At 44.7% G+C, this 17,162-nt stretch carries 20 protein-coding genes; 10 read left to right on the plus strand and 10 right to left on the minus strand.

Annotation, left to right across the window (positions count from 1 at the left end; translation table 11 throughout):
- Positions 1 to 14 precede the first annotated feature (14 nt).
- Entirely contained in the window at positions 15 to 656 is a 642-nt protein-coding gene (locus BBA02S_RS09570) for an SDR family oxidoreductase (protein WP_041095703.1), read from the minus strand.
- A gap of 300 nt (positions 657 to 956) precedes the next feature.
- On the opposite strand from BBA02S_RS09570, the gene BBA02S_RS09575 reads away from it, so the two are divergent.
- Positions 957 to 2,177, plus strand: a complete 1,221-nt coding sequence (locus BBA02S_RS09575; RefSeq protein ID WP_041094435.1) for an NAD(P)/FAD-dependent oxidoreductase — start codon at positions 957 to 959, stop codon at positions 2,175 to 2,177.
- 52 nt (positions 2,178 to 2,229) lie between these two features.
- Here BBA02S_RS09575 and BBA02S_RS20970 read toward each other — a convergent pair whose 3' ends face one another.
- Positions 2,230 to 2,355 carry a YuiA family protein gene (locus BBA02S_RS20970; RefSeq protein ID WP_158286042.1) on the minus strand — a complete coding sequence of 42 codons (126 nt, stop codon included), beginning with the start codon at positions 2,353 to 2,355 and terminating at the stop codon, positions 2,230 to 2,232.
- 201 nt (positions 2,356 to 2,556) lie between these two features.
- Between BBA02S_RS20970 and BBA02S_RS09580 the strand changes: the two genes are divergently transcribed.
- On the plus strand, positions 2,557 to 2,874 hold the full coding sequence (locus tag BBA02S_RS09580) for a YuiB family protein (protein ID WP_041094434.1): 318 nt from the start codon (positions 2,557 to 2,559) through the stop codon (positions 2,872 to 2,874).
- 69 nt (positions 2,875 to 2,943) lie between these two features.
- Here BBA02S_RS09580 and BBA02S_RS09585 read toward each other — a convergent pair whose 3' ends face one another.
- Entirely contained in the window at positions 2,944 to 3,762 is an 819-nt protein-coding gene (locus tag BBA02S_RS09585) for a cobalamin-binding protein (protein ID WP_041113517.1), read from the minus strand.
- Positions 3,763 to 3,956: 194 nt separating this feature from the next.
- Here BBA02S_RS09585 and BBA02S_RS09590 point away from each other — a divergent pair, with 194 nt between their 5' ends.
- The 8 genes from BBA02S_RS09590 (at position 3,957) to BBA02S_RS09620 (ending at position 11,122) form a co-directional block, all read left to right on the plus strand.
- Positions 3,957 to 5,588, plus strand: coding sequence for an acetolactate synthase large subunit (locus BBA02S_RS09590; protein ID WP_041113518.1), 1,632 nt, complete (start codon positions 3,957 to 3,959; stop codon positions 5,586 to 5,588).
- A gap of 111 nt (positions 5,589 to 5,699) precedes the next feature.
- Positions 5,700 to 7,199 carry a leucyl aminopeptidase gene (locus BBA02S_RS09595; RefSeq protein WP_041094430.1) on the plus strand — a complete coding sequence of 500 codons (1,500 nt, stop codon included), beginning with the start codon at positions 5,700 to 5,702 and terminating at the stop codon, positions 7,197 to 7,199.
- A 186-nt stretch (positions 7,200 to 7,385) separates the two neighbouring features.
- Positions 7,386 to 8,201 (plus strand): STAS domain-containing protein, encoded by an 816-nt coding sequence (locus BBA02S_RS09600; RefSeq protein WP_041094428.1) that lies wholly within the window; start codon positions 7,386 to 7,388, stop codon positions 8,199 to 8,201.
- Between the two features lie 32 nt (positions 8,202 to 8,233).
- Positions 8,234 to 8,416, plus strand: coding sequence for a hypothetical protein (locus tag BBA02S_RS09605; RefSeq protein WP_041094426.1), 183 nt, complete (start codon positions 8,234 to 8,236; stop codon positions 8,414 to 8,416).
- Between the two features lie 125 nt (positions 8,417 to 8,541).
- The gene (locus BBA02S_RS09610; protein ID WP_041094424.1) at positions 8,542 to 9,861 is read left to right on the plus strand and encodes a Na+/H+ antiporter family protein; all 1,320 of its coding nucleotides are present in this window, start codon (positions 8,542 to 8,544) and stop codon (positions 9,859 to 9,861) included.
- Between the two features lie 106 nt (positions 9,862 to 9,967).
- A complete protein-coding gene (locus BBA02S_RS20975; RefSeq protein ID WP_169713123.1) occupies positions 9,968 to 10,141 on the plus strand; it encodes a hypothetical protein in 174 nt (57 codons plus the stop codon).
- 150 nt (positions 10,142 to 10,291) lie between these two features.
- A complete protein-coding gene (locus BBA02S_RS09615; RefSeq protein WP_041113519.1) occupies positions 10,292 to 10,678 on the plus strand; it encodes a hotdog fold thioesterase in 387 nt (128 codons plus the stop codon).
- 60 nt (positions 10,679 to 10,738) lie between these two features.
- Positions 10,739 to 11,122, plus strand: a complete 384-nt coding sequence (locus tag BBA02S_RS09620; RefSeq protein ID WP_041094420.1) for a DUF2188 domain-containing protein — start codon at positions 10,739 to 10,741, stop codon at positions 11,120 to 11,122.
- 61 nt (positions 11,123 to 11,183) lie between these two features.
- On the opposite strand, the gene mnhG is transcribed toward BBA02S_RS09620, so the two are convergent.
- Genes mnhG through BBA02S_RS09655 form a run of 7 tightly spaced genes read right to left on the minus strand, consistent with a single transcriptional unit; the run spans position 11,184 to position 16,917 of the window.
- Entirely contained in the window at positions 11,184 to 11,522 is a 339-nt protein-coding gene (gene mnhG / locus BBA02S_RS09625; RefSeq protein ID WP_041094418.1) for a monovalent cation/H(+) antiporter subunit G, read from the minus strand.
- Positions 11,506 to 11,775, minus strand: coding sequence for a Na(+)/H(+) antiporter subunit F1 (locus BBA02S_RS09630; RefSeq protein ID WP_041095701.1), 270 nt, complete (start codon positions 11,773 to 11,775; stop codon positions 11,506 to 11,508). The genes mnhG and BBA02S_RS09630 overlap by 17 nt, the downstream gene beginning before the upstream one ends.
- An 8-nt stretch (positions 11,776 to 11,783) precedes the next feature.
- On the minus strand, positions 11,784 to 12,266 hold the full coding sequence (locus BBA02S_RS09635; RefSeq protein ID WP_041094416.1) for a Na+/H+ antiporter subunit E: 483 nt from the start codon (positions 12,264 to 12,266) through the stop codon (positions 11,784 to 11,786).
- 6 nt (positions 12,267 to 12,272) lie between these two features.
- Positions 12,273 to 13,754, minus strand: a complete 1,482-nt coding sequence (locus BBA02S_RS09640; protein ID WP_041113520.1) for a Na+/H+ antiporter subunit D — start codon at positions 13,752 to 13,754, stop codon at positions 12,273 to 12,275.
- Positions 13,747 to 14,088 carry a Na(+)/H(+) antiporter subunit C gene (locus BBA02S_RS09645; RefSeq protein WP_041094411.1) on the minus strand — a complete coding sequence of 114 codons (342 nt, stop codon included), beginning with the start codon at positions 14,086 to 14,088 and terminating at the stop codon, positions 13,747 to 13,749. The genes BBA02S_RS09640 and BBA02S_RS09645 overlap by 8 nt, the downstream gene beginning before the upstream one ends.
- On the minus strand, positions 14,088 to 14,510 hold the full coding sequence (locus tag BBA02S_RS09650) for a Na(+)/H(+) antiporter subunit B (RefSeq protein WP_041094409.1): 423 nt from the start codon (positions 14,508 to 14,510) through the stop codon (positions 14,088 to 14,090). The genes BBA02S_RS09645 and BBA02S_RS09650 overlap by 1 nt, the downstream gene beginning before the upstream one ends.
- Positions 14,500 to 16,917: a Na+/H+ antiporter subunit A gene (locus BBA02S_RS09655; protein WP_041094408.1), complete on the minus strand. Its 2,418-nt coding sequence runs from the start codon at positions 16,915 to 16,917 to the stop codon at positions 14,500 to 14,502. Before BBA02S_RS09655 ends, BBA02S_RS09650 begins: the two co-directional genes overlap by 11 nt.
- Between the last annotated feature and the right edge of the window lie 245 nt (positions 16,918 to 17,162).

The raw sequence follows: 17,162 nt of genomic DNA on the forward strand, positions 1-17,162 counted from the left end.
GGGCGCTTTTTTTTTTATATTTTTGTCAGCGCTTCTGTGATAGGGGAATTTCCGCTGATGATTTCAAATACTTTTCCTTCGGTCTCCTTGATTGTCAGCGCTTCGACAAGCACTTTGGCTACATCTTCACGGGGGATCGTTCCGCCCATGGGGGAGAAGCGCGTTGCCAACTCAATCATCCCGGTGCCTGGATCATTGGTTAATCCGCCAGGACGGACGATTGTAAAGTTCAAGCGGCTTTTGATTAAATAGTCATCTGCTGCCTTTTTAGCTTCCAGATAAGGCTTGAGGGAGGCGGGAGCTTCTTCGGGCGTATCTGTTCCCATGGAACTCAGCATAATAAAACGCTCAATCCCTTTTGTTTTCGCAAAATCGATCGTTTTCTTGGCGCCTTCCTGATCAACGGCAATCGTTTTATCATGACCAGTAGAGGAGCCGGACCCTGCTGCAAAAATGACGGCGTTCACATCATTCAAAGCAAAGCTGAAGTCTTGTTCTAAATCGGCAAGAATCGCTTTTGCTCCTAGCTCCTCCATTTCATCCATTTGTTCGGCTTTGCGTACCATCGCCCGGACGAGGTGCTGGTTGCTCTCTGCAAGTTGTTTGACAATTTTTTTACCGGTTAATCCGCCTGCTCCAATAACGAGTACGTTCAAAATAATCACCCTTTTCCTAAAGAATTCTTGTTAAACAGTTTACCCTTTTAAAAATAAAAAAAACGGGAGAAAAAGCGGTGAAAAGCAATTCGATGAAATCGGTTAAATATCTTGAAAAAGAGGTATAAAAAGCATATCATTGAGATAGATATGCCTTTGTTAAAATTTCATGACAATTTTTATTGTGTTTTTTTACAACTATTCGTGAAAAAAATCACATTTTCACCGAATAAGTGGCAAACTACTAAATATTCAAGCGAATGATTCGCAAAATATGTGCAGAAGGTGGCAGGAAACATTATGAGAAAACCAAAAATTGTTGTTTTAGGTGCAGGTTATGGCGGATTAATGACGGTTACGCGTCTTCAAAAAGCTTTAGGACAAGAGGAAGCCGATATCGTTCTTGTCAATAAGAATGACTATCATTATGAAACAACTTGGCTGCATGAAGCATCTGCAGGCACGCTTCATCACGACCGTGTTCGTTATGACATTGACAATGTCATCAATCGCAGCAAAGTAGAATTTATTCGTGCTGAAGTGCAAGATATTAAAACGGATGAAAAGAAAGTCATCCTCAATACGGGAGAAATTGATTACGATTACTTAGTGTTTGCTCTTGGCGGCGAATCAGAAACGTTCGGCATTCAAGGATTGAAAGAATACGCTTTCTCTATCTCTAACGTAAATGCTGCTCGTCAAATTCGTGAGCATATTGACTATCAATTTGCTACATATGCAACGGAAGTAGAGAAGAAAGACGAGCGCTTGTCCATCGTAGTCGGCGGTGCCGGTTTTACGGGCATTGAGTTCCTTGGCGAGCTGGTAAACCGTGTTCCAGAGCTTTGCCGCGAGTATGACATTGATTATGCCAAAGTGCGCATTTACTGTGTAGAAGCGGCTCCAATGGTTCTTCCTGGATTTGATCCAGAGCTTGTTCAATATGCTGTCGCGCTTCTTGAGAAAAAAGGCGTGGAATTTAAAATCGGCACAGCGATCAAGGAAGCGACTCCAGAGGGAATTAAAGTGGCTAAAGGCGAAGAGGAAATGCAGGAAATCAAAGCGGGAACAGTTATTTGGGCAGCTGGTGTCCGCGGAAATCATGTGATTGAAAAAGCAGGTATTGATAACATGCGCGCCCGCGTAAAAGTAAATCCTGATCTGCGTGCTCCAGGCCATGATAATATTTTCGTTATCGGGGATTCTTCTTTAATTATTAATGAAGAAATCAACCGCCCATTCCCGCCAACCGCCCAAATTGCTATGCAGCAAGGCGAGGTATGCGCGCGCAATTTAGTGAAGCTTGTGAGAGGCACAGAAGGCGAGCTTGAAACATTCAAGCCGGATATTAAAGGAACTGTTTGCTCCCTGGGCGATAACGATGCAATCGGTGTTGTTTTCGGCAAGAAGCTGACAGGCACAAAAGCTTCTTTCATGAAGAAAATGATTGATAACCGCGCCTTGCTTATGATTGGCGGTCCATCACTTGTACTGAAAAAAGGTAAATTTAATTTCATTTAAGTATAAAAAGAAGGAAGAGACTGCCTGATCAAACGATCGGGCAGTCTTTTTCTTATTTGGCTTCAGCTTTTTGTTTCCCTTTACAGCTCGGACAAGTTTCTGAACCGCCCAGCAACAGCTGGAAGTATCCTTGGCCTCCGCAATAACCGCATGCTTTTGTCTCCGTTTGAATAGACATCTGATTCTCCTTTCCGTTTTTAGAATTTTTAGATAATATATCACGTTCTTAGAAGCCAATCAATCTCCTTTTTAGCTCAAATCCATATCAAAGAGAGAATGGCAGGGCAACCTGTGAACAAAAAAGGGCTATTGTCCCGTTTAGTTGACGTTTTTAATAGAATTGAGTACACTATTCAATAGTGATTTAGGGGGGACAGACATGCATATAGCCATTTTGCTTGTTTCAGTTTTGCTGTTTTTTGTGCTTTTTTTTGGTATTGGCTTTCTACTAAATATGCTGCTTCGAATGACTTGGATCATGGCGGTTCTTTATCCGCTCGTCACGATTGCTATTGTGGATGGAATCAGTACCTTTGACTATATCTTTCATGCAAGTGAATCGTTTAGCGCTTTAGGAACAAAAGTTGTTTCTCTGAAGCTGCCAGACATCGTTATTTTAGCTAGTGGTTTTATCGGAGCGCTAACATCCGGCGTGACGATGAAGTTTTTGCGTCAAAAAGGATATCAAATGTTTTAACGGCCAAATGAATGGCCGTTTTTTTTGTTGTTCCTCACCTTATGCTTGCTTCGCTGCGATTATTCTCGCTTATAGATGAATGTTTTGAAAAAGAGGATCTAATTCAATCTCTTGAAATATCTCCGGATGGACAAGCTTGGACAACTTGTCTAAACCACTAATGAGGCGCGGCGATGGCCGGCAAAAGAGACTTTCTTCCATGACTGATACACGCTGCTGCTGGACAGCAGAAAGATGGCTCCAGCCAGGGCGTTTCAGGACGATCGCAGGGTTAATCTTCTCAAGGCGCACCCCCACCCAAGAAAGCAAAATAAAGTCCGGATTCCGCTCCCTTACTTCTTCCCAGTCTGTCTGATAGTTCGCTGTCTGTTTATCCTTGAATACATTGCTCGCTCCAGCCAGTTCGCTTATTTCGGTAAGCCAATTGACGCTCCCGGGGGTAAATACAGGTTTGGGCCACCATTCCCAATATACAGAAGGACGACTGCCAATTCGGGCGCTAGCCGATCGAAACCGTTCGAGCTGCGCTTCGTAGCTTTCAGCCAGGAGCCTTCCTTTATGAGAAATGCCGCATGCATTGGCTATTTCTTCAATCGATCGGCCGATTTCGAAAAGCGACTGCGGATTGGTAACGATATGAGGGATGTCACGCTTTCTTAATTGTTCCACATTTTTTTCCATCCCGGGAACACTCAGCGAGGCAATAACTAGATCGGGCTGCAAGGCTTCTACTTTTTCCATATCAATATCCAAGTCAGGGCCAAGCTTAGGTAAATGTTGAATAGACGCCGGCCAATCGGAGTAATCGTCTATTCCAACGAGCTGCGGGGCCAAGCCAAGAAATTCTATAATTTCTGTATTACTCGGGCAAATTGAAATTAGTCTCATGAAACCGCCTCCTTTTCTTCCATAGTATCAAATTCTTCTATACAAAGAGAGCACAACAAGCGAATTGGTAAAAAGAGAAGGAGAGGCGCTTAACTTTTCGTTTACTGGACAATCCTAGTGGAAAAGGGAGAACACACTTGCTTTCGTGTATCTCTAAGTATAGAAGGCGAAATAAATAAAAAAGGGTGTGGCCGATGAATGTAGCTCAATTAGTCGTTAAGTGTCTTGAACATGAAGGGGTGGAATATATTTTTGGAGTGCCCGGCGAAGAAAATTTGGATATTATGGATGCTTTGCTTGATTCAAGCATTCAGTTTATCGTTACGAGGCACGAAGCAAGTGCAGCGTTCATGGCGGGAATGTATGGACGCCTTACTGGCAAGCCGGGTGTTTGTTTATCTACGCTGGGACCGGGAGCCACCAATCTATTAACGGGTGTGGCAAATGCTAACATGGATCATTGTCCGCTGGTGGCGATCACCGGACAGGCGGGTTTAAACCGCCAGCATAAGGAGTCTCATCAATACTATGATCTCGTTTCTGTTTTCAAGCCTGTTACAAAGTGGAATGTCCAGATCAAAAAGGGAGAGGTTGTTCCAGAAGTGGTCAGAAAGGCATTTAGAGTCGCTACCCAGGAGAAGATGGGAGCCGCACATATTGACCTGCCTGAAGACGTTGCCGCCACCGAGGTCGGCGAGTCACCACTAAACTTAATGAATCATACGTTGTCGGAGGCGAGTGAACGGGTTATTCAACAAGCCGTTCGTTTGATTGAAAAAGCCAAGCGTCCGCTGATTTTAGCGGGAAACGGAATTGCCAGAAGCCGTGCGGAAGACAACTTGCGTGCCTTTGTCAAGAAAACATCTATCCCGGTTGTTCATACTTTTATGGGAAAGGGCGCTCTTCCTTATACAGATGATCTCAGCCTTCTTACTGCAGGGCTAGTCGGCAAGGATTACATCACCTGCGGATTCACGAAAGCAGATGTAATTATTGCTATAGGCTTCGATATGGCTGAGTATCCGCCAAGGAGCTGGAATCCGGATGGAGCGGTGCCGATTATTCACATTGATACGCAGGAGGCGGAAACAGACGCTAATTACCCTGTGGAACTGAATGTGCTAGGAAACATTGCCGAGAATTTAAAAGAATTAAGCGTCAAGGCTGGATGCACACACAGAAACAATGACTGGGTGGCTGACGTGAGGAAAGCGGCGCTCGCTGAACTAGCGGAATACAGAGAGAGTGACAGCTTTCCTGTCAAACCGCAAAAAATTATTTCAGACGTGCGTTCCGTCTTAGGAAAAGAAGACATTTTAATATCTGATGTTGGCGCACATAAAATGTGGCTGGCACGGCTGTACCATACGTACCAGCCCAACACGTGCTTGATTTCCAACGGTCTTGCTTCTATGGGTGTTTCTGTTCCAGGTGCTATTGCTGCCAAAATGGTGCACCCCGATCGCAAGGTGGTTGCTGTTTGCGGGGATGGTTCGTTTCAGATGTCAAGCGCTGAGCTGGAAACAGCGAGGAGACTTGGAGTGCCGATTATCATTCTTCTTTGGAGAGACGGCGGATACGGATTAATCGAATGGAAGCAGTTGAAAAAATTTAAACGATCTTCCAACATCAAGTTCGGCAACCCGGATTTTATTCAGCTAGCTAAGTCCTATGGGTTTGAAGCGATCAAAATTACGGAGGCCAATCAGCTGAAGCCGGCAATGGAAAAGGCTATTTCCATGAATAAACCAGTGTTAATCGACTGCCCGGTGGATTACAGCGAAAATATGAAATTAACCGAAAAGCTAGGCGATCTTCCTTGTTAATCGCTTGATGATGGCGTGATAAAAGTCTGGATTCTCCAATGCTCATCAAAAAGAGGAAGGCGCTCGTCCCTTGAAAATCTTTCCGGTATAATGATAGGTGGAGGTGGGAAGATGTTCAAGGTGAAAAATAGTTTATTTTTTAATCAAAAAGAGGAAGTTGTCCTTATCGGCCTCTATGATCGGCCGCTTAAATTTGAAGGCGAGCTTGCTAAACTCGATGAAGCGATGGCTGGCCAATTAACTGAGCTTGTGAAAGAAGGAGACATTTCTGCTAAACTGCACGCAACAGCCGTTATCCCAACGCTGGGACAAGTCCCTGCTAAACGGCTTCTCTTTATCGGGCTGGGAAAAGAAAAACAGGCGGACTTCCATGCGATAAAAGAAGCCATCGGCATGGCCGCAAAGCAAATAAATAAGCTGAAGCTTTCATCCGCGGCTGTCGCACTTGACAGTTTTGTTTCGGAATCAGTTGAGGCCAATGATGCCGCCCACGCTTTCAGTGAAGCATTTGGTCTTGCTTCCTATGTATTTAAAGGATATAAGCAGCTTTCTAATGAACCAGAGCGCTTGGTTGAACAAGTGAGCATTTATACGGAGGCAGAGGCTGAAGAGGTTCAGGCTGCACTTCATGTCGGCTATGCACTTAGCCAGGGAACCAATGCTGCGCGCACGCTGGTGAACACACCGGCCAACATGATGACAGCAGCTGACTTGGCAGAACACGCGAAAAGGCTAGCGGACAAATATGGATTTGAAGTTGAAATTCTGGAAAAAGAAGATATGGAGAAGCTCGGAATGGGCGCCTTGCTCGCTGTTAATAAAGGATCTGTAGCGCCTCCTAAAATGATTACCCTGAAATATCAGCCGCTAGAGGAGTGGAAGGATGTCTTGGGGCTTGTAGGAAAAGGGATTACCTTTGATACTGGCGGTTATTCTCTTAAAACAAAAGATGGACTTGTCGGCATGAAAATGGATATGGGCGGTGCCGCAGCCGTATTGGGCGCCATGGAGATTATTGGCGAATTAAAGCCTGATCAAAATGTAGTCGCTGTTATCCCTTCGACAGACAATATGATCAGTGGTGAGGCGCTGAAGCCGGATGATGTGATTACATCAATGAGCGGAAAAACCATTGAAGTTCTGAATACCGATGCCGAGGGCCGTCTTGCTCTTGCCGATGCAATGACTTATGCTAAACACCATAAAGCAGATTACCTTGTAGATGTGGCCACTTTAACCGGAGGGGTGATTGTTGCCCTTGGAACGGATAAAACGGGAGCGATCACGAATGATGAAGCTTTCCTGGAAGAAGTGATGGCAGCTTCTGAAGAGGCCGGTGAATTTATTTGGCAGCTGCCTTTGACGGAGAAGGATAAAGAGCGTATTCGCAGCAGCAAAATGGCCGATTTAAATAACTCTCCGGGACGCGAGGGCCATGCCATTATGGGCGGAGGCTTTATCGGCGAGTTTGCAGAAGGGACACCGTGGGTTCATTTGGACATTGCCGGAACGGCGGATACAAATAAGGCAGGGGCTTTCGGGCCGGCGGGAGCGACTGGCGCAATGGCGCGCACGCTTGCTTTATTGGCAGTGAGAAAAGCAGAAAAGTGAGAATGCTGGAGGGGCTGTCCAATACGTCTCTAAAATAAAAACAGGCGGAGAAAACGGGACCGGCCAAAAAGTTATTTTTCATGACCTTTTGAGACAGCACCTCCGTTTCCTAAAGGAGAAACCAAATGAATGTTTCCGGTTCGTTCCATTGCCGCGAAGAAAACAGGAAGGAGGAACTGAACGAAAATGAGTAGAATGACGAAAGCAGCAGATTATTTGCAAGAGCATGCAGAAGAATTGGCTCGTGATATCGTACATACGGTTGTACCTAGATTTGAAACACATGTGCCTAAGGAAGAAGCTGAGGCGGCTGTACAAATGTACACAGACTTTATGGGCATGTTAGGGGAAGCAATTTCATCCGGGGAAGAAAAGCTGCCGGCTGGGCTGCTGAAGTGGAGTCGGGAAAACGGAGAACGAGCGGCTGATCACGGGGAAAAGGTTTCACTTATCGTGTCCCGCTATCCGCAGAGCCGTCTAGTATTTGTGGAAAAATTGACAAGCATTTCAGCAAAATTTGAGTTAACAACGGAAGAGACGGTTTTTGTTAATAAGCAATTTAATTACATGCTTGATATGAGCATTCAAGAGACGGTGCTTGCTTTTGAAAAAGTAACCGATGATATTATTAAGAAGGCCCGTACAGAAATTATGGACTTGTCGGCGCCGGTTGTCCCGTTAAAGGACGGACTGGCTGTCCTGCCGCTTGTCGGCTCTATTAATGAACAAAGGGCGCGCTATTTAGCAGAACAAGCGATCCCGAAAATTGGAGAAATGCGGCTGGAGCGCTTAATTATAGATTTCTCAGGAATTATCCAAGTTGATGAGAGGGTGGAACAGCATTTGTTCGACGTGTATCATATACTTGGTTTGCTTGGAATTAAAGCCATTGCGACAGGCATTCGTCCGGATCTGGCTCAAAAGCTTGTTAATATGGGAGCTGACCTTTCTGCTATTGAAACATACGCGACGGTTAAACAAGCGATGGAGCAATTAAAATAGAATATAGGCTGGAAAAAACCGGCTTATTTTCATTGCAAAAAAACCTTCAGTTGATTGAAGGTTTTTTTATTAACGAAAAGAAACAGTATATACAAATTAAGCAGATTGAACGTTGCAGTCCAGCGGTTATGGCAGCGGAATGGCTAGGAACAGCGGAAGGCACGCGGAGTAATATTCTAGCTAAATCGAAGAAGCTGGCCGGCTGGACTCGTTGACAAAGACAGGTGATTTTATCCAATTGAATATTTTTTAAAAATGATTGACAAGCCTTTGTAAAGTTTGCTATGTTGTTTTTAGTTCTCTACCAATTTAGCAAACTAAAGTGAAAGGGGCATTTCAGATGAATGCTGTAGTGATTGCTGTTATCGTTATGCTCCTCCTCAGTCTATTTCGTGTAAATGTTGTATTTTCATTGATTACGGGTGCACTGATCGGAGGAGCTGTGGGCGGCTTAGGAATAGACGGAACGATCGGTGCTTTTTCAGAGGGGGTTGGCGGCGGTGCGAATGTGGCGCTCAGTTACGCGGCGATTGGCAGTTTTGCCGTTGCGCTTTCTAGCACAGGGCTTCCGGCGGCACTTGTTGAATTTGTCTTAGGGCGCATTGGAAATAAAGAAGAAGCGAGGAAGAAAAAGCTGCCTAAAGCACTGATTATTTTCTTTATTTTATTAGTGGCGATCTCTTCCCAAAATATTATTCCTATCCATATTGCCTTTATTCCCATCCTGATTCCGCCGCTTTTGCAAATCTTAAATGAAATGCAGATTGACAGACGCCTGATTGCTTCGGTACTGACATTTGGCCTTGTAACACCATACATGCTCCTTCCGGTGGGCTTTGGGCGAATCTTTCACGAGATTGTAGCTACAAATATTACAGCCAGCGGGTTAACGATTGAAACAGCTGCCGTGTCAAAAGCGATGATTTATCCGGCAGCCGGCATGCTTTGCGGTTTGCTCGTTGCTGTCTTCATTTCTTATCGGAAGCCAAGAAAGTACCAAGAGCGGGCATCTATAGTGACAGATGTTGAGAAGAAAGGTTTTACGAAGTCAGGTATTTTAACAGCGGTTATCGCGATCGCAGCAGCGCTTGCCGCCCAGTTGTGGACGGAATCAATGGTGTTTGGCGCACTGGCGGGAATCATGGTGCTTTATGCAACAGGCACGTTACGCTGGAATGAAGCGGACAGGCTGTTAACAGAAGGCATGCGCATGATGGCCTTTATCGGCTTTGTGATGATCGCTGCTTCAGGATTTGCAAAAGTCATGAGCGCAACCGGAGATGTTGAACGCCTTGTTGAAGAGTCGGCTAACTTAATTGGAGGCAATCAAGCTCTTGGGGCCTTATTAATGCTAGTTGTCGGTTTGTTTGTAACGATGGGAATCGGCTCATCCTTTTCAACCGTTCCGATCATTGCTACTATCTTTGTTCCATTGGCGATCGAGCTCGGCTTCAGTCCGATGGCGACCATTGTTCTTGTTGGAACAGCAGGTGCACTTGGAGATGCCGGATCACCTGCATCTGACAGTACGCTTGGGCCGACGGCAGGTTTGAATGTGGACGGCCAGCATAACCATATTTGGGACACGTGTGTACCGACCTTCCTGCACTATAATCTTCCGGTGATCTTATTCGGCTGGCTGGCAGCTATGATTTTATAGACAAGATACCTATTGAAGGACAATCCTAATTGTTAAAGACGCCCATCCCTTTTTCCTTCTCCTTGCATAGAACATAGTAGGCAGAGAAAAAGGAGGCTTTTTGACAATGTATAGAGATACACGCTTTCTTCCGTTTATTGGCGGTCCGTTTGTTGGGGGCCTTTTAGGCGGATTGTTGGGAGGAGCCATTGCCCGGCCGTTTTATGGCTATCCGGCGGCATATCCTCCTCCATTTTATCCTCCTTATGGGCCCTCTTATGGACCCTACGGTTTTTATTAATGAAAGAGCTTCCGTGATAGGTGCGGAAGCTCTTTTATTTATGCGTTTCCGTTGTTCGTTGTGAGGAGGGAAGGAGTTTTCATAATAAAAGCGAATGTAGTATAGTGAATAATTGTTCATTTTTTTCAAGAGAAAGAGAGGAAATCAAGGGTGAGAGACAATCACAACTTATCACACACGTTAGGAATGGAGTTTGTTGAAATCAGCGAAGGGAAAGTAGTGATGACGATGCCGGTCGATGAGCGTACTCGTCAGCCATTCGGATATTTACACGGCGGAGCCTCTGTAGCTTTAGCGGAAACAGCGGCGAGTGTTGGAACGGCCCACTTAATTAATCCAGATACCCAAATATGTTTTGGACTGGAGATCAACGCGAATCACATTAAAGCAAAAAGAGAAGGGATCGTCACTGCTACGGCAAAGGCTGTGCATCGGGGACGCACGACAATGGTATGGCAAATTGAGATTTGTGACGAACAAGGAGAGTTGATTTGTCTGTCCCGTTGTACGGTAGCTGTAATGCCGAAGAAATCCTAGTTGTTTTTAGAAAGTGAAAAAGGGGAAAAGAACGGTAACTTTACTTCAGGAGGAAGAAATATGCCGTGGAATGAAAAAGACTACCCTGATTCAATGAAAAATTTGCCTGATCGTGTGCGCGAAAAAGCGATTGAGATTGCAAATGCACTGCTTGACGATGGCTATGAAGAAGGAAGGGCTATTGCCATTGCGATTGATCGAGCCCGCAGCGCTGTCGGCAAGGGGCATGGCAATGATGATGAGCGGCCCATTTATCGCCTGCAGCCGAAAGAGAACAGCGAGGGCTGGCACTTGATCAAAAAGGCAGACAAGCAAAGTCTCCTATCAGCTAGCACAAAAGAAGACTTATCGGAAAAAGCAAAGGATTATGTAAAGAAACACGATGGCATTCTTATTATTTATCATGCTGATGGCAGTGAGGAAAGACGCCTGTATGAAAATTAAGATCGGCCAAAGAAGGCACCGGCATAAGAAAACAGCCAGCGGACGGGCCCGCTGGCTGTTTTTATTTTTTATTCTTTAAGTCGTCACGTACGCTTTTCCCCCATAATTTGACGCCTGAATGATAGGCAGCCCGGCTGATTAAGTGACCGCCGACAGGAGCTGTTATGAAGATAAAGGCAATCCCCAGAAGAACGCGCGAGCTAAAGTGGCCTTCGATTAAATAGAAATACAAAAAGCACGAAAGCAAGATGAACATGACGCCCAGGGTAGCGCTTTTCGAAGCGGCATGGTTGCGGGTATAGACATCTGGCAGCCGTATTACCCCAAAAGCTGCAACAAGAGTAAGAAACACACCAAGCAAGAGGAAAAGAATGATCATGGTCTCAATGATTACGGTCATTTTCAATGATCTCTCCTTTCTCAAGGAACTTGGAAAAAGCTGTCGTACCGATGAATGACAAAATGCCAAGCAGCAAAATAACGTCTAAAAAAACATAGGTTCTAAAGAGCATAGAGAGCACGGCAATCATGGCTACCAAGTTAATCCCAATTGCATCTAAAGCGACAATGCGGTCAGGGACGGTGGGTCCTTTAATGAGCCGGTAGATAAAACCGAGCATAGCTATGGTGATCAACACAAGGGATACCTGCATAGCGATTACTAACACGGACGGCTCACCTCCATAATCGCTTTCTCAAACGATTCTTTAATGCTGTTGATCGCATCTTGCACATCGGGAACATCGATGGCATGGACATATAACGTTTTTTGATCGTCCGACACATCAATAACTAATGTTCCAGGTGTTAGCGTAATTAAGTTAGCGAGCAAAGTAATTTCCCAGTCTGACTTCAGCTCAGTAGGCAAAGCAAAAATTCCTGGCTGGATATCAAGCTTCGGTTTTAAGATGACTTTCAGCACATCAATATTGGCCATGATCAATTCCTTAAAGAATAGAAGCGTTAAATAAATCACAGCCCACACTCGGCGGATATATAAATCTGTTTTAAAAAACCGCCGCATGCCGTAAATCAGGATCAAGCCAAGCAAGTAGCCGATAACAAAAGTTTTGAGGTCAAAGGATACTTGCAGAAACATCCAGAGAAAGGCTAAAAAGAAATTAAGTAAGATTTGAAAAGCCATAAGACATTACTCCTTTAACACTGCATCAATATAGATTGCCGGATGTACGAGTGCATCAGTGGCTTGAGAAATAATTGGATACATCACTTCCGCTCCCACCCCATAAAGAATGGATGCGAGAACGAGAAGAGCTCCTGGCGCCCATAAAGAAAGGACAGGCTGGTTCTCTTCACCCGGATAGTCTTTCGGGGCTTTCCAGAAACCATTCATAAAGATTTTGATCACTGAATAAAGCACAACCAGACTGGATAAAAGAACGATCAGAGAGCCGACATACGCTCCTTCTGCGAGGCCTCCGCGGACAATTAACAGCTTTCCGACGAACCCGCTGAGCGGCGGAATACCGGCCAGAGCGAAAGCGGCGACAAGGAATGTCCAGCCAAGGAGCGGATACTTCTTCATTAATCCGCCCATTTTACGCAAATCGTTTGTGCCGGTGATTTTAATCATGACACCAATTAATAAGAATAGGGCAGCTTTTACAATCATATCATGAATCGTGTAAAAGACCGTTCCCATGTAAGATTCTTCAGTAGCAACCGAAATACCAAAGGTTAGCACGCCAACGGCAATAATAATATTGTAGATGATGATTTTTTTGACATCCCAGTAAGCGATAGCGCCGATGCAGCCAACGATTATTGTAATAATGGCGAGGATTCCTAACAGTTCGTGTGTGAACGCCTGATCATGGTAAAAGAACAGCGAGTAGCTGCGGAGAATCGAATAAACGCCTACTTTTGTCAGCAACGAGCCGAATAAAGCGAGGACCGGTACAGGCGGCGCATAATAGGAGCCCGGAAGCCAAAAGTAAAGCGGGAAAATCGCTCCTTTCAATCCAAACACAATCAAGAAGAGCACAGCGATTACGGTTAAAATAGGCAGAGAGCCGATTTGGGCAATCCGCTGAGAAATATCGGCCATGTTTAAGGAACCGACGACAGAATACAGCATCGCTACAGCAATGACAAATAGGGCGGATGAGATGACATTCACGAGAATGTATTTAATCGATTCACGCAGCTGTATTTTAGTGCCTCCAATAACAATCAGCACGTAGGAAGCCATCAGCATCACTTCAAAAAAGACAAACAGGTTGAAAATGTCTCCTGTTGTGAAAGCGCCATTTACCCCAACGAGCAAAAATTGAACGATAGGATAATAATAGAAGCGTTCACGTGCTTCGCCAATTGAGCGGAATGAATACAGAATGACGCTCAATGTAATCAGTGACGAGGTGGTTACGAGCAGGGCAGACAAGGTGTCTGACACAAGGGTAATGCCAAATGGCGCATCCCAGCTGCCGACATTGACGGTTTGAATCCCATTGTCTTTAACCGTCAGCAGCAAAACAATAGAAGCAGCTAGTGTCCCAATAGCTGAGACGACAGAAACGGCTCTTTGAACCCGGATGGATTTAGGCAAGAAAATCAATAAAGCAGCAGTCACGAGAGGAATAAGCAGCGGCAAAACTAACAGGTTAATCATTTGCTTCATTACCTCTCATTTCATCCATATTATCTGTTCCTAATTCCTGATAAGCTCTATAGGCCAAAACAAGGAATAAGGCTGTCACTCCAAAGCTGATAACGATGGCTGTTAAAATCAGGGCCTGCGGCAGCGGATCCACATAAGAAGCCGCCTTTTCGCCGAGAAGAGGAGCGGCTCCCCTCTTCAATCCGCCCATTGTAATAATTAACAAGTGGGCACCGTGGCTTAACAGACCTGTTCCGATAATAATACGCAGCAAGCTTTTGGAAAGCATTAGATACACAGAGCTCGCGAATAGAGCCCCGATTACAATTGACATTAAAATCTCCATTATTCACTCTCTCCTATCGTTTGAATAATGGTCATGGTCACACCGATGACAACTAAATAAACCCCTAAGTCGAATAACATGGCAGTATGAAGCGATGTTTCTCCAAAGATCGGCAAATACACATCACCAAATACGTGCGTAAAGAAGGGAACATTAAAGACAAGCGCGCCGGCTGCTGTGCCGATCGCAAACAGCAAACCGATGCCGATCAGGATTTTATAATCGATTGGAAAGCCTTTTGCTACAGTTTTAATATCAAAAGCCAGAAGAAGAAGAACGAGTGCCCCTGACGTCATTAATCCGCCGACAAATCCGCCGCCGGGATGATAGTGGCCGGCGAAAAATAAGTGGATAGCAAAGAGAATAATGATGAAAAAGACGACTTTGCTTGTTGTTTGTAAAATGACATCATTAGTTTTCATCTGCTTCTTCTCCTTTCTTGGCCAGCCGCAGCTTAATCAATCCGAAAATCCCAAGGCCAGCAATAGCAAGCACGCTGATTTCAAATAACGTATCGAATCCGCGGAAGTCAACGAGGATAACGTTAACCATGTTTTTTCCTGCTGCTTCCTTATAGGTATTTTCTACATAAAAACTGGCAATTGACTCAAACATTTTATTGCTGTGAGCGGAGATCGCCATTAAAGAGATAACGGCACCCACTCCAAGAGAAATGATTAAATTACCAAGCTTAAAGCCCATGCGCTCTTCATGACGATTGAGCTTCGGCAGGTGATAGAAACACAACAAGAATAGGGCAACAGATACTGTCTCGATCACTAGCTGCGTCAGCGCCAGGTCCGGGGCCCGGAAAATAACGAAGAACAGGGACACGGTATAGCCGACTGCTCCTAACGCAATAATGGAAGTTAATCGTGATTTGGCAAATAAAATAGTAAAAATACCAGCTGTAATAATAACAACGAGAACAATTTCATAGACACCGATTGGAGCTAAATTGCTTGTATCAATCGTTAAAGCCTGCCGCGTCCACATGGTAAAGCCAAGAATGCCGATAAAGAAGGCAAAAATGTAGACGAGGTAGGTCCGGATGAACCCATTCATATATGCTTTCGTCAATGTATAAGAACCGCGTTCAGCTGCATATAGGCTTGTGTCATACAACGCATTCAGTGTAACTTTTCCTGGGAACAGCGCATAGAGCTTGATCCATTTGCTTAGTGTCAGGTACATAAGCGTACCAACAGCGATAACACCAATGGTCATCCATAGCTCTGGATTAAAGCCGTGCCAATGGGAAATATGAACATCGAGCAATTCGCCTGGACCAACAAGCGACGGCACAATAGCTGCAGCAGCTGGCTGAATGAGGCTGTAAGACAGCAAATTAGGGAAAAGTCCGAATAGGACAACGAGAAAAGCCAGGATGATTGGCGAAATTAACATGCCGACAGGTGCTTCATGAGGCTTTTTGTCGAGTTTTTCCGGCTGATATTTCCCGGAAAATGTCTTGAACACAAACATCATGCTGTAGATAAAGGTGAAGATGCTTCCAATCCAAGCAAGTATAGGGAACAGCATTCCCCATGTCTCTAAGTTGAAGAGATCAAGATTGACAAGCTGAATCATTCCTGTGAAGAACATTTCCTTGCTCAAAAAGCCATTAAAGGGAGGCAGCCCCGCCATAGAGAAAGCGCCAATCACAGCAATTGTGAATGTCACTGGCATAAAGCTGAGCAATCCGCCAAGCTTGCGAATGTCCCTTGTGCCTGTTTCATGGTCAACGATGCCGACCACCATAAACAAACTGCCTTTAAATGTAGCATGGTTAATTAAATGAAAGACGGCAGCGATGACAGCGGCAATGTAAATGTTGTCGTTTAACGTGTCAAAGTGAAGAGCCGCAGCTCCCACTCCTAAAAGCGACATAATCAAGCCAAGCTGGCTCACAGTAGAAAAAGCTAGAATACCCTTTAAATCAGTTTGCTTGACGGCATTGAAGGACCCCCAGAACATTGTAAAGATCCCGATGGCTCCGACAATCCAAAACCAGTAGCTCGAAAAAGCAAAAATGGGACTTAAGCGGGCTACTAAGTAAATTCCTGCTTTCACCATTGTAGCAGAGTGTAAATAAGCGCTAACAGGTGTAGGCGCTTCCATGGCATCAGGCAGCCAGATGTAGAATGGAAATTGGGCTGATTTCGTGAAAGCTCCCAGCAGGATAAGGATTAGTGCAAACAGGAAGAGAGGATGCTGATTTAGCTCTCCGGCCTGCGAAATGAGTTCGCGAATGCTAAATGTATCGCCCATAATGGAAAGCAGCAAGATGCCGCCAAGCATGGAAAGACCGCCGAATACAGTTAAAAGCATAGACTTAAGAGCACCATAGCGGGATCGTTCGCGATCATACCAGTAGGCAATTAACAAGAATGAAGAAATGGACGTCAGTTCCCAGAACATATACAAGGTGATCAGGTTATCTGACAGTACCACACCGAGCATCGCACCCATGAATAATAGTAAGTAGACGTAAAAGTTGTGAAGGCTTTCTTTTTCCTTTGATAAGTAAAAAATGGAGTAAAGCACAACGAGTGCTCCAATCCCTGTAATAAGCAAAGCAAACAACAGGCCGAGTCCGTCTACATAGGCAGTGAAGTGTATACCTAGAGATGGAATCCAGTCAAAGGACTTTTCGACTGTCCCGTTATTTCGGGTAATTGGCAAAAATCCAATGAAATAAGTGAAAAGCAAGATTGGCAAAGCAAGAACAAACCAGCCTGTATGTATGCTTTTCAGTCCTTTATAAAGAAAAGGAACGAAAATAGCCATTAAAAAAGGAGAAAAGATGGCCAAATGCAGTAAAGACAAAAAAAATCCCCCTCTCATGAACAAAATCCGTGTAGTGTGCAAAAGGAAAGGCCGGATGTTTGCATACAGCAATTCCTTTTTCAAACTTTCATGTATTGCTGTCCATGCAAATTTTGACCTCCTAGAGCATTATAACGTAAAAAATTACTTCCTGCATGATCTAAACGAGAAACTTGCTGAAAAGTCGGTCAATAATAATAAATATGTAGAAACATGGCATAATTGCTGATTAAAAAATTTTTTCT

Origin of the sequence: Bacillus badius NBRC 15713 (genome assembly GCF_001591605.1) — a bacterium.
Classification (GTDB): domain Bacteria; phylum Bacillota; class Bacilli; order Bacillales; family Domibacillaceae; genus Pseudobacillus; species Pseudobacillus badius.